General features: G+C 37.4%; 11 protein-coding genes and 1 CRISPR repeat array. Of the genes, 7 read left to right on the top strand and 4 right to left on the bottom strand.

All coding sequences use genetic code 11. The annotated features are described in order from the left end of the window. Window positions 1-223 precede the first annotated feature (223 nt). The 5 genes from ubiG (at window position 224) to J3U18_RS10220 (ending at window position 8,805) form a co-directional block, all read left to right on the top strand. Window positions 224-928: a bifunctional 2-polyprenyl-6-hydroxyphenol methylase/3-demethylubiquinol 3-O-methyltransferase UbiG gene (gene ubiG, locus J3U18_RS10240; RefSeq protein ID WP_267337850.1), complete on the top strand. Its 705-nt coding sequence runs from the start codon at window positions 224-226 to the stop codon at window positions 926-928. Window positions 929-1,050: 122 nt separating this feature from the next. Beyond that, window positions 1,051-2,514, top strand: coding sequence for an IMP dehydrogenase (guaB, locus tag J3U18_RS10235; protein ID WP_065733929.1), 1,464 nt, complete (start codon window positions 1,051-1,053; stop codon window positions 2,512-2,514). A 464-nt stretch (window positions 2,515-2,978) separates the two neighbouring features. Next, window positions 2,979-4,481: a hypothetical protein gene (locus tag J3U18_RS10230; RefSeq protein WP_267353947.1), complete on the top strand. Its 1,503-nt coding sequence runs from the start codon at window positions 2,979-2,981 to the stop codon at window positions 4,479-4,481. 260 nt (window positions 4,482-4,741) lie between these two features. Beyond that, on the top strand, window positions 4,742-6,142 hold the full coding sequence (locus J3U18_RS10225) for a hypothetical protein (protein WP_267353946.1): 1,401 nt from the start codon (window positions 4,742-4,744) through the stop codon (window positions 6,140-6,142). A gap of 343 nt (window positions 6,143-6,485) precedes the next feature. Further along, window positions 6,486-6,753: a CRISPR direct-repeat array (repeat unit 28 nt; unit sequence GGTTTATGCCGTGTAGGCAGTTTAGAAA). Window positions 6,754-7,344: 591 nt separating this feature from the next. Further along, window positions 7,345-8,805 (top strand): hypothetical protein, encoded by a 1,461-nt coding sequence (locus J3U18_RS10220; RefSeq protein ID WP_267353945.1) that lies wholly within the window; start codon window positions 7,345-7,347, stop codon window positions 8,803-8,805. Between the two features lie 142 nt (window positions 8,806-8,947). Here J3U18_RS10220 and pgm read toward each other — a convergent pair whose 3' ends face one another. From pgm to J3U18_RS10205, 3 genes are read right to left on the bottom strand one after another with little or no spacing between them, the layout of a single operon-like run. Next, entirely contained in the window at window positions 8,948-10,579 is a 1,632-nt protein-coding gene (gene pgm / locus J3U18_RS10215; RefSeq protein WP_267353944.1) for a phosphoglucomutase (alpha-D-glucose-1,6-bisphosphate-dependent), read from the bottom strand. Between the two features lie 57 nt (window positions 10,580-10,636). Continuing rightward, complete coding sequence (locus tag J3U18_RS10210; RefSeq protein WP_065562668.1) at window positions 10,637-11,149, bottom strand: hypothetical protein; 513 nt, start codon at window positions 11,147-11,149, stop codon at window positions 10,637-10,639. A gap of 21 nt (window positions 11,150-11,170) precedes the next feature. Next, window positions 11,171-11,350: a hypothetical protein gene (locus J3U18_RS10205; protein WP_267331599.1), complete on the bottom strand. Its 180-nt coding sequence runs from the start codon at window positions 11,348-11,350 to the stop codon at window positions 11,171-11,173. A gap of 163 nt (window positions 11,351-11,513) precedes the next feature. On the opposite strand from J3U18_RS10205, the gene J3U18_RS10200 reads away from it, so the two are divergent. Continuing rightward, the gene (locus tag J3U18_RS10200) at window positions 11,514-12,008 is read left to right on the top strand and encodes a glycine zipper 2TM domain-containing protein (protein WP_065733935.1); all 495 of its coding nucleotides are present in this window, start codon (window positions 11,514-11,516) and stop codon (window positions 12,006-12,008) included. A gap of 222 nt (window positions 12,009-12,230) precedes the next feature. Then, complete coding sequence (gene gloA, locus J3U18_RS10195; RefSeq protein WP_267353943.1) at window positions 12,231-12,638, top strand: lactoylglutathione lyase; 408 nt, start codon at window positions 12,231-12,233, stop codon at window positions 12,636-12,638. 44 nt (window positions 12,639-12,682) lie between these two features. Here the strand turns inward: gloA and gmk are convergent, their stop codons facing one another. Further along, a complete protein-coding gene (gmk, locus tag J3U18_RS10190; protein WP_267330707.1) occupies window positions 12,683-13,312 on the bottom strand; it encodes a guanylate kinase in 630 nt (209 codons plus the stop codon). Window positions 13,313-13,350: the final 38 nt, after the last annotated feature.

Below are 13,350 nucleotides of genomic sequence, written 5' to 3'. Positions count from 1 at the left end.
ATGAATTAAGCCCATAGACAAGAAAACATTACCATTTATAGTTATAGCCAATGAAAAAATTAAACCTATATCGCTAAGTAAAACAGAGTTTTTAAGTGGTTTAGTATAGAAATTATGAGTAATAAAAAAAGTTGAGGAGCGGGGTTTTTAAAACGGTTTGATATTGCTAATCATCAACTCATCGCATATATTACATCAATTCCCATTTTTGATAAGAATACCCATGACACAAAACATCGATTTAAACGAGATAGATAAGTTTGCAAAGTTAGCTGCACAATGGTGGGATCCAAATGGCCAATGCAAACCATTGCATATCATCAATCCATTGCGAGTTGATTACATTAAATCAAACGATTTGAATCAAAAAAATGTATTAGATGTTGGTTGTGGTGGGGGAATATTGTCTGAAAGTTTAGCCAAGTTAGGTGCAAATGTAACCGCTATCGATCTGGCTGATGAATCATTAGCGGTAGCAAAATTACATGCCGAGCAAAATGGTCTTTCTATCAACTACCAAAAACAAACCGTTGAAGAGCACGCCACACAGTATCCATCACACTATGATGTGATAACTTGTATGGAGATGTTAGAGCATGTGCCTGACCCATTTTCTATTATTGATGCCTGCGCAAAACTGCTCAAACCGAACGGAAAACTCTACTTATCGACCATCAACCGTAACCATAAAGCAAAACTTATGTTGATTTATGGCGCTGAATATATAGCGCGCTTAGTGCCAAAAGGGACTCATGATTTTAATCGTTTTATCCGTCCTTCTGAATTAATGACTTGGGTTGAACAAGCGCATTTAACGGTTAAAGATATTATTGGAATGGAATATCACTTACTCAGCAATCAATTCCGATTAGGTCGTAATGTTGATGTTAACTATATCTTGATGGCACAAAAAGACGAGCTCAATTAAAAGTGGGCGATTGATTATCGCCTAAAAATAAATATCAAATTCTACTAGTCTTTTATATCGAATGTGAGTAGAATACATCGGCAATATTTTATCAACAATCCAACTCAATGGTGAATATTGTCATGTCTCGTATAGTTAAAGAAGCCCTCACGTTCGATGATGTTTTATTAGTTCCAGCCCATTCAACTGTTTTACCTAATACTGCTGATATTACAACTCAACTGACGCAAACCATCAAATTAAATATTCCAATGCTATCTGCTGCCATGGATACGGTAACCGAAGCTGAACTTGCTATTGCCCTTGCTCAAGAAGGTGGCATTGGTTTTATCCATAAAAATATGCCAATTGAAGTTCAAGCTGAGCATGTAAAGCGTGTTAAAAAACATGAAAGCGGAATTGTTCAAGATCCCGTAACAGTACTACCAACAGCAACTATTCAACAAGTAATCGATCTTGCTAAAGAATATGGTTTTGCAGGGTTTCCGGTTGTGACAGAATCACAAGAGTTAGTCGGTATTATCACTGCTCGAGATGTTCGATTTGCAACTGACTTATCACTATCTGTAACTGCGGTAATGACACCTAAAGAGCGCTTAGTCACCGTTAAAGAGGGCGAATCTCGAGAAAGTGTACTGCAAAAAATGCATGAACATCGTGTTGAAAAAGTTTTAGTGGTTGATGATAGATTCCACTTAAAAGGCATGATAACCGTTAAAGATTACAATAAAGCAGAACAAAAACCTAATGCATGTAAAGACGAAAAAGGTCGCTTACGTGTCGGCGCAGCAGTGGGTGCGGGTGCGGGTAACGAAGAGCGTATTGCTGCTTTGGTTGAAGCCGGCGTTGATGTTTTACTTATCGACTCATCACATGGCCATTCAGAAGGGGTACTTGAACGCATTCGCCAAGCAAGACAAGCCTATCCAAATTTACAAATTATAGGTGGCAACGTTGCTACGGGTGAAGGCGCAAAAGCGCTAATTGATGCAGGCGTGAGTGCGGTAAAAGTGGGTATTGGACCGGGTTCAATTTGTACCACGCGTATCGTCACTGGGGTAGGGGTACCGCAAATTAGTGCCATTATGGACGCTGTTGAAGTAGCTAAACAACACAATATTCCAGTTATTGCTGATGGTGGAATTCGTTTTTCAGGTGATATTGCTAAAGCTATTGCCGCTGGCGCATCTTGCGTTATGGTTGGTTCAATGTTTGCCGGAACTGAAGAAGCACCTGGCGAAATCGAACTATTCCAAGGTCGTGCTTATAAATCTTATCGCGGTATGGGTTCGCTCGGTGCGATGGCAAAAGGATCATCGGATCGCTACTTCCAATCAGATAATGCTGCCGATAAGCTAGTACCAGAAGGTATTGAAGGCCGAATTGCTTACAAAGGTTTATTAAAAGAGATCATCCACCAACAAATGGGTGGCTTACGCTCATGTATGGGGCTAACTGGTTGTGGAACTATCGATGAGTTGCGCACAAAATCGAAGTTCTACCGCATTACTGGCGCAGGTATGAAAGAGAGTCATGTTCATGACGTCCTAATCACTAAAGAGCCACCTAACTATCGAGCGGGTTAATCAATAAATATCAATAAAAAAGGATTCAGTGTAATCCTTTTTTTATGAGTAAAATTTGCTTTCTAAAAAAGTTGAGGAGCGGGGTTTTTGGGGGGTAAAATTACGCTTTTACAGCTTCGCATACATCGCTTAACATGTCGATTTTTTTTAGGTGTTTCATAAAAATTTGAATAGCGATTTTTTTGGTGAGTCTAAATTCAAAAAAAATTCAAATTTTTATGGTTATAAAATGATGAATTTTTAAAGGTATGTAAAGTCGATCTTTTTAATTAAGACAATAGTTAGCCGATCATTGTTCGGATCTTTTCGTGATCTCCTTTACGAATGTTAGCAATTAAGTCTATTGAGGGCTATTGCATCGTATTTTTGCCGTAACTATAATCTCCAAGTGTTATAGATTTGCAGTTAGAATCTAAAGTGTTAACTATATAAAAATCATAAAGTTACTTGACAGGATTGTCGTTATGCATTACAATTTGCACCATTGTTCGACTTTAAATTCATCAAAGTTAAGATCTCAACTTTCATTTTTCCGAGAACTTCATTTTTTCATCTGTTCAAGCAAAATTCTACGAATTTTGGCGCGATCTTTTCATCGATCCAAATTATTTCGGCTGATCTTTGTCGTACTATTACTTCCTTCTTTTAGCCATGCATTAACTGTTAATACCTCGAATTCTATTCACGGAAATGAGCCATATTTAACTTACGATGGCGGTCGTACTCGTGCGGTTAATAATGACGGTTTGCTCGGGATTACACTATCTGATGGTACACATTATACGCCTTCTACCAATTCTTCATCTATAACTCCAATCTCCTTGCCTGTTGAGGGACAGAGTTTTGCTGATATAAGTATGTTCGTCCCAACTAATACTAATTCAGTCGATTTAAATTCTCTTATTGGTCCTCCTAATAATTATTGGGGAGATGATGATGGAGATGGTGATGTTTCTGCGACGGGTAGTTTAAGTTTATCTATCGTGGATAACAGTAATCAAGCTGTATCACGTAATACCGTGCTCGATATTTGTAAAGCACCTTATCAAGTAAAATTAACTAGTACTAATGGCGAATTAACTACGCGTTACGGTCTTCCTCCTAATAGTACTTTCAATGAAAGTAGTGTCACTTATACTGTTAATCCTAAGGCTGTTCCGGTGGTTTGTTTTGCTAGACCAAACTTAAAAAATGGTAAGTATGGCGATAATGGTATTTCTCACGACTTCGCTGGTCCGTCTTGGATGTGGGATCCTGCTAATGGCTTTATTCCTCAATCAACTGACTCATCACGTTATAGTTCAAACTTTCCTACTACTGCTGCTAACAAAATGTACTTTGATTTAATCATTGGTGGTGTTAATCAGGCTTTGTCTTGGTCTCCTGTTACGCTTGAAGGTATCACAGCGACTATGAGCAATTCTACAGCTACAAGTGTACGCGTTACCTTCACTGGTCCTATCCCAACCGAGACTGGCATGGGGCCTAATCCTATTCCTATTGGCCAACCTAGATTGCCTCAGACTTTTGAGTTAGTTGGTCGTGATAGCAATGGTAACCCTGTCGTTAAATATGGATTTGTATTAAAGCAATGGTTCGTCAACAGTGGACCCGCGGCAAATTTTTATTCTCGTGCAACACTTTGGTGTAATGGTCTGGGTTATCAAGTGGCTGAGATAAAGGATTTAACCAATGCATCTTGTCGTGGTAAGGAGTCAGGTAATTGGTGTAGAGGTTTAGTCGGTGCTACTCCTTCTTCACCTAATAATTTTTATCAGCGTTACATTGGTGGAGGCTTTGCTTCTGAATGGGGGATGATGAGCGGTTACCCCGAAGCCAAATTTTACGGCGATACGTACTGGACTAGTACTCCAAACAATGATGGTAAGACTTATCTCGTAGAGTTGCGGAATGGTTCAGCGCACCGGGACAGTTGGAGCTCTAATGCGGTTTGTGTTAATCGTTAGAACTTATTATTAAGGTAGATCAATAGCAAAAGTAAATCAATTCGCTGATGAATCGTTAATTTGATGGCTTTGGAATGATATTTTTTATACATTTTTAGCTAAATGACTAAAATAGTACAAGTATAAAAAAAGTTGTTAATGTATTGATTTATAGAGTTTATTTGTGGTGTATGTTATAGTTTTAAAGAGTTAAACTTTCGATGTTTATTTTTTACAAAAGTATAATTTTAAATATTCTCCATAGTGGATCGCGAATTTTGGTGCGATCCTTATTTCGAACCTTTCATTTATTATTTAGGCAAATTTTTTTAACTATTTTGCTTTCTATTTCTTTTTACAGTTATGCATTAACAGTTAAAACTTCAAATATTATCCATGGTAATGCTCCGTATTTAACGTTTGATGGCGGTCATACACGAGCTATAAGTACTGATAGTTTACTAGGAATAACTTTATCTGATGGAACTCAATATACGCCATCAACCAAACCTTCATCCATTACACCGATTGAGTTACCAGCTGTAGATCAAAGTTTTGCTGATATTGGAATGTTTGTTCCAACTGATAGTGATTCAGTCGAACTCAGTGCGCTTATTGGTTCTCCTTATAATTATGGAGAGGATGATGATGGTGATGGTGATTTCTCTGTTACTGGAAGCTTGAATTTATCTATTTGGGATAAAAACTATAAGTATGTATCGCGTAATGCAATGGTAGATATTTGTAAGGCGCCTTATTACATTCGTTTATCTACGACAGGTGGTAAATTAGCTACACAATATGGTATTCCAAACAGTATTAAATTTGGTGCCGGTGATGTCATTTATATGATAAATCCTAAGAACGCTGTGCCGAAGCTTTGTTATGCTAGGCCTAATTTAGCACCCGGTGATATGGATGAGAACTATTCCCATGACTTCCGTGGTCCAGCTACGATGTGGAGTCCATCTGATGGCTTTATTCCTCAATCATCTTATGATTTAAATTTTCCTACAGCTGGTGGTCATGGATTGTACTTTGATTTAGATATTGGTGGTGGTGGTGAAGATTTATCATGGGAACAAGTCTCTCAAGGTGGCATCACTGCGACTATGACAAAGTCACCGGTTACATCAGGTGTTCGTGTTAAATTAACTGGTCCTTTTACAACTGAGTCCCAATGGAATTTAGACAATCCGGGTCGTATTGCAACGCCTATTTTACCACAAACATTCGAGTTAGTTGGTCGTGATAGTAATGGTAACGCTGTTGTTAAGTATGGATTTGTGTTAAAGCAGTGGTTTGTCAGTCGTGGTACTAATAGTTACACTTATCCTTCGACACTATTTTGGTGTAACAGTTTAGGTTATCGTGTGCCTAAAGTAAAAGATTTAACTAATGCATCTTGTCAGGGAAGCAATTCGCGCACAGAGTGTGATGGTTCAGTTAGTGCGACTCCTTTTTCACCTGATAATTTCCACCAACGTCACATTGGTGCTGGCTTTTTTTCGGAATGGAGCGACTTGTCTCGCTACTCAGGAGCCAATTTTGACTACGGAGAGTTTTGGACTAGTGACGCTAATGGTAGCAATCGATTTACCGTGAACTCAATATTAGGTTCTATATATGGATCTGAGTATTCTGGTGACCCCAACAATCGGGGAATTTGTGTTTGGCCTTAGTTTTTATTTTTTGTTCTTAATCGATAGGCTTTAGGCATATAAACGATAGCGTTAAGAGCGTAGCTGACTTGAAGAGTCAACATCGTTGAGAGATAAAAGCGATTTCGTGGCTTAACGACATTTGAATTACCCGCTTCGGCGGGTTTATTTTTATTATCGCAAAAAAAGTTGAGGAGCGGGGTTTTCTAAGCCTCAAAAAATATTATTTTTATAACCCTTTTTTTAATCAAAAAATAAAATAATTAAAAATCACAATGTTAAAAAGATACTAAAAAAAGGGTTTTTAAAACTCCAAATGCCCTTTGCCTTTTTGCAAACAACGATTATAGTATGTCTTGTTCTAGGTTTATGCCGTGTAGGCAGTTTAGAAACGCCTGCAGCTATAATAATTTGACCAAATAAAGGTTTATGCCGTGTAGGCAGTTTAGAAAAACCGATAACGCACCAATTGTAAATGTTGATGGGTTTATGCCGTGTAGGCAGTTTAGAAATTCAAAATATCTGGGGTATTTGACTCAGGGTCGGTTTATGCCGTGTAGGCAGTTTAGAAAATGTTTTTTGCTCAGGAAGGAGCGGTTGATGCGGTTTATGCCGTGTAGGCAGTTAATAAAATATAATTTTCGAATCAATCAACATCAGTCAGTTTATTCAGTGCAGATAATATCCTGTTTCTTAAAAAGTTGAGGAACGGGGTTTTTGAGGGGTTAAATTTTACTTAAAAAATTATTCAAATATCAAAATCACTAAATTTCTAATTCAAAGCCCTAAAATAAAATTTTTCAGGATCAATTACCCTGATTTTAAAGATTTGTAATGACAATATCTTTAGTTAAAACAGTGTATAATCAATTATAATTTAGATCCTTTTTAGATCCCGCTTACAAAAGTTAACATAAATGAGCAAAAAAAAGTGTTGCATCGTGTTTTTCCAATCACTATACTTTTTACACGGTTTTAGCTAATAGGCTAAAATTTGACAGAAAAGTATAAAATTGTAAATTAATCAAGAAATTACTTGACAGGGTGGTCTAAAATGCATTATAATTTTCAACAGGCAACAGGCAACCTATCTTTTAAATTCGTCTAAGTCCAGTTCCCAGCGTTTATTTTATATACAAGTACATTTTTCCACGAGAACAAGTAGAATTCTTCGAATTTTGGTGAGTTCCTACTGTCGTTCTAATTTATTTCGGCAAATTTTTTTGAGTGTACTTTTTTTGCTTACTTTTTCTAGCTATGCATTAACATCTAAAACTTCAAATGTAATTTATGGTAGTGCTCCATATTTGACCTTAGATCATGGTCAAACCAAAGTTATGACTTCTGAAGCTTTATTAGGGATTACATTAGAAAATGGTCAACAATATATAGCGCCGGGGAGTACAGCAAATTTATATCCTAATGCTATTGTTGATTATTCCAGTCAGTCTAACCCGATTACGTTACCAAATGGATCAAATCAGTTTAGTAGTGTTAAAACACTTGTTCCAATTACAGGAAATAATAATTATCCAAAAATTAATCTTAGTAATTTAATTGGTTCCCCTTATAACTATTGGCAGGATGATGACGGAGATAGTGATATTAGTGCTACAGGCTCTTTGACTGTTAAATGGCAAGATGTGGTAGGTAATGATATTACTTCAGTTGTAAAACACAACCCTTCACAAAAACTTTCAGCATGTGATGCTCCTTATAAATTAACTGTTACAGCAACTAATGGCCAACTATCTACTCAATATGGCCATCCGAAAAGTAGTACTTTTCGTAATGGTTACCATGTGTATTATTTAAATCCAACAATTGATCGACCTAATGTTTGTTATGCTCAACCTAATTTAAATGGCACCGGTGGTGATGAATTATCTTCGCAATGGAATGCGATGAAAGGCTTTAAGGTACAGAATATTAATTCACCAGAAGTAAACTTTCCTACAACAGGCTTTAATGGTGCTGTTTTTTACCTTTTATTAGGTGGAATTAGTCCTGAACAGGTTATATCAGCCAATGGATCTACCATTTATCCAATAAATGGTAGAGCAAATGTTTCATTAGCACTTTCATCAACAGTGACACCAAGATGGGGTTCTTATTCTTCAATACATAAAGGCGGTGATATTGCATTAAGAGTTGAATTGCGAGGACCTACTATAAATTCTTCAAATCCTCAATTTAATCCTTCAGTATTTAAAATTTATTCCGATAGTTCAAGACGTAATATTTTGTATACTTTTAAAATACAACGTTGGTTTATTGTAAAACCGTATGGATTTGGAGGTCGTTATCGTGCAGAAGATTACTGTGCGGGATTTAGTGGTTATAGATTACCAAGTTTAAGGGATTATAATAACGCTAACGGTCAAGGTTGGACAGGAGGGATTCCTGGGCGCACTGATAGATCTGGGCGACGAGAAATTAGCTATAAAAATTATAATAATGAATGGGTAGGGGGATTATCAAATGAATGGGGATATCTTATTAAAGATGTAGATAGATCACCACAATATCCAAATGCTGAATGGGAGTTTGAACGTTATTGGATTAAAGAAATTAAATATTCTAATCGGCCCTATATAGCAGTTAATTCACCTTTTGAGGCTGGAGCAGTTTATTATAATGATTGGGATGATCTGTCCCCTCGCGTTAGCTGCGTATCTCCATAATCAATCTACCTTTAGATTTAAGTTTTATTAATTAATGAAGATTCAGATAATTAAATAAAAAAATCAGAAGCGGGGTTTTTGGCGCTAATTAATAATTATATTTAGCTTTATTACCCCGTTTATCTGTTAACTTATCAGCTTTTTATTTTATTGCTTTTGCCACTATTTGTTGTGCTTCTTGCTGTAAGGTGGCAAGGTGTTCGTTGCTGATAAAGCTTTCGGCATAGATTTTATATGCGTCTTCCGTTCCCGATGGGCGAGCTGCAAACCAGCCGTTTTGGGTGATCACTTTTAATCCACCGATTGGCGCATTATTTGCTGGCGCGGTAGTGAGGCATTGGGTTATTTCTTCACCGGCTAGCTTGTCTGTGGTTAATTGGCTTGCATCAAGTTTTGCCAGTTTTTGTTTTTCAGCAAATGTAGCCGAAGCTTGAATGCGTCCATAGTATGAGATACCAAATTTATCTTCAAGCTCTTGGTATTGTTCTTGTGGGTTTTTGCCAATTTTGGCCGTCATTTCTGCAGCAAGTAGACATAAGATGATGCCGTCTTTATCAGTTGTCCAGACTTTGCCGTTGGTTCTTAGGAATGATCCGCCTGCGCTTTCTTCACCAGCAAATCCGAGTTTGCCGTGATAGAGTCCATCAGCATACCATTTGAAACCAACCGGATATTCAAGGTATTTTTTGTTTAAGCTGTTAGCTACGCGGTCGATCATTGAGCTAGTTACAAGTGTTTTACCGATTGCGATATCTTTGTGCCATTGTGGGCGATTTTGGAATAGGTAGTTTACACAGGTTGATAAGTAGGCATTTGGGTTCATTAGTCCTTTTGGGGTGACGATACCGTGGCGGTCAGCATCGGTGTCGTTGCCAAAGGCCAGATCGAATTTGTCTTTTAGATTTAGTAATCCTGCCATTGCCCAACGGCTTGAGCAATCCATGCGGATAATTTCATCATGGTCAAGATGCATAAAGCTAAATGTTGGGTCGATTTTGTTGTTGACGATTTCAAGGTTTAGGCCATATTTTTCAGCAATGCGTGGCCAATAGGTAATACAGGCGCCACCCAGCGGGTCAACCCCAATTTTGAGTGATGATGATTTGATAAGCGATAGATCGACGATGTTTTGTAGGTCATTAACATAATCGGTTTCATATTCTTTAGTATGCAGGTAGTCAGATTTTATCGCTTTTTCGATCGTGACGCGTTTGACACCATTTAGGTTGGCTTTGAGTAGTTCGTTAGCGCGATTTTCGATCTGTTTGGTGATGTCAGTATCAGCAGGCCCGCCGTTAGTTGGGTTGTATTTGATTCCTCCATCTTCAGGTGGGTTGTGTGATGGCGTGATAACGATGCCGTCAGCTAATTGTGATTGTTTATTGTAAGTTAAGATGGCGTGCGATATTACCGGCGTTGGTGTGTAACCCCAGTTTTGAGCGATGACTACGGTTTGTTTGTTAGCAATAAAGACTTCTAAAACGGATTTTAGCGCAAGTTCGGATAAGGCGTGGGAATCTTGGCCAATAAAGCAAGGACCAGTGATGTTGTTAGCTTTGCGGTATTCCGCCACCGCTTGTGCAATGGCTAGAATATGAGCTTCGTTAAAGGTGCCTTTGTTTGAGCTACCACGGTGACCCGATGTACCAAAGATGACCAGTTGGCTGATATTGTCTGTATCTGGTTTGATTTGGTAGTAATTGTTTTTTAATGTTTCGACATTTATTAGGTCTGTCGGTTGCGCTAACAATCCCGCACGACTTGGCTTATCCATTTTTTACTCCTCTTTCACAATTCGTTTTATTCACTTTTGTGTTCATTGAGTGAATTTTTATTTACTTGATGGTGAGAATGCATGAGTCACTTGGTTTATCATGCTTTCTGATATTCCCATGTCACTCATAATCGATTCTATAATGAGTATTTTACGAGCAGTATTGGTGTTGCTAATGACCCAGTATGGGGTGCCAATGATTTCTCGTGGTTTGGTGTTTTTACCTGAGGTTTCAAGTGCTTTTTTGTCTTTAGCTAGGTATTGACGCTTTCTACCATGGAGTGAGGTCGCTGCAATGGAGAATAGTGCTGAGTTATAGTTGTATAGCGCGTTTAATACCGTTAAAAATCGACTGATGGTGGATCTTTCTTTCGTAAATCTTTCACTTTTAATAAGGTTTTCAATAACTGAATAATTGTTTTCAGTGAGTTCTGATGGGGCAATTTCGATTGCTGACAATTGGTTGAACTTTAATAATCGTCTTAAAATACTTGAAGCATCTTCACCTATATGTTGAGTTTGGCCTGCAATAAATTGATAAAGTTCTTCGTCGATTTCGATAGTTTTCATGCTGTTATTTTGCCTATAAAATTATTTTACTGGACATCCATCAGCTGCGATGGCGTCAAGATTTAAATTCGGTTTGTCATCCATACAATCAAGCTTAGATTGATGAGTGACGGTTTCATTTTTCGTCGTTGTATTTTGATTTTCATCATGACAGGCAGTTATCATAACTGATAATATTAAAGGAAAAAATAACCGTTTCATGTACTTATTGTATGGTAGATTAACTATTAAGCTGAGTATAACCTAAGTTGATTATAAATTGTATTATCAATTGATAAAATTGTGAAAATGATGTTGTCGTTTTTGTAAAAGAATATTATGCTATTGAAGGTATAAAGTTTTATACTCAAAATATGAGGAATAAATTATGAAAAAAATCGTCACATTAACTATACTAGCAGCAATTTTATCTGGGTGCAGTAATAGTGATATTTATTCTGGCGATGTTTATACAACCGATCAAGCTAAACAAGTTCAACAGGTAAGTTATGGTACAGTTGTTGCTGTAAGAGCTGTGAAGATTCAAGCTAACTCTGATGGCAAAAATGGTGGTAATGTTGCGGGTCCTTTAGGCGGCGCAGTCATCGGGGGAGTATTAGGTAATACAATTGGTAATGGTACTGGGCGAATTTTAGCTGCAGCTACCGGTGCTGTAGGTGGTGCAATTTTAGGTGATGCTATCGAAAACAAAGCAAGCCAAGCTGCAGCGGTTGAATTAGAAATCAAACAAGATAAAGGTTCAACGATTGTTATTGTTCAAAAAGGTGATGCTAAGCAGTTTTATCCAGGTCAAAAAGTGAAACTGATCTCTAACGGTAAACGTATTAGTGCAGCACCAAAATATAATTCAAGATATTAAAGGTTCCTTTTCAAATCTTACTGATTTGTTCGCCTTCACTTATTGTATGATTCGTGAAGGCATTTTTTTTCTTCTCTTTCTTCCATTTTTTCCTTTTTTCCCATTTTACCTATTTTTAAATTCTCTTAATTGATTATTTTGTCAGCATAAAAATTTGCTTGGTTTGGTGCAAATAGATAAACTCAAGTTAGATGTTTAATTGTAATAAGGAACAGTACTGCAATGCGTATTTTACATACTATGATCCGCGTCGGTGATCTAAAACGTTCAATTGATTTTTATACTCGTATAATGGGAATGAAGTTGCTTAGAACAAGTGAGAATCCTGAATATCAATACTCGCTTGCTTTTGTTGGTTATAGTGATGAGTCTGACAGTTCGGTGATTGAGTTGACCTATAATTGGGGGACGGATAAATATGATCATGGTACGGCGTTTGGTCATATTGCTATCGGGGTTGATGATGTGGCTAAGATGTGCGAAGACGTTCGTCAAGCGGGTGGTCGTGTGACTCGTGAGGCGGGGCCGGTTAAAGGTGGTAAGACGATTATTGCTTTTGTTGAAGATCCCGATGGTTATAAACTTGAGTTAATTCAAAATAGCCAAGCGTCTAAAGCGTTAGGTAATTAATACGTTATATCGCCGATTTTTCGGCGATATTTTTTTCAAATCTATTAATATTTTGGTGCAAGCAGGTCATCAATAAGTTGTTGGTGTGTGATGGTTTGTTTTGCTTGCTCAAGACTCGCTGTTGTCATAATGGCATTAAGTGCTGTTAATGATTCATCAAAATCATCATTTATTATGATGTAGTCATATTCGTTATAATGCGATATTTCAGATTGGGCTTTGTGCATTCTTTTGCTGATGATATTCGCGTCGTCTTGGCCTCGTTTAATCAGTCTATTTTCAAGCTCTTTTAGTGATGGCGGTAAAATGAAGATGCTTTTTGATTCAGGCATTTGCTGTCTTACTTGCTGTGCACCTTGCCAATCGATATCAAGAAAGACATTTATTCCTTGCTGTAATGATTGTTCGATTTCAGCTTTGGATGTGCCATAGTAGTGGTCAAAGACGTGAGCATATTCAACAAAGGCATTTTGTTTTATAAGTGATTCAAATTCTTGATTGTCTACAAAATAGTAGTGTTCACCTTGTTTTTCGCCCGGTCTTGGGTTTCTGGTTGTATGAGAGATTGAAACTTTAGCCGGATGGTGATTAGTTTGTGCTAAATAGGCGCGAATCAGGCTTGATTTGCCTGCACCACTTGGTGCTGAAATGATAAATAAAGTGCCTGTATACATAAATAATTTTACCGTAATATAATAAATAGTTTTAATAG

It is taken from the genome of Gilliamella sp. B3482 (genome assembly GCF_026536805.1).
GTDB classification, from domain to species: Bacteria; Pseudomonadota; Gammaproteobacteria; order Enterobacterales; family Orbaceae; genus Gilliamella; species Gilliamella apicola_E.
Note: the sequence above shows the minus strand (reverse complement) of the source record. Positions and strands in the feature narration are given on the sequence as shown.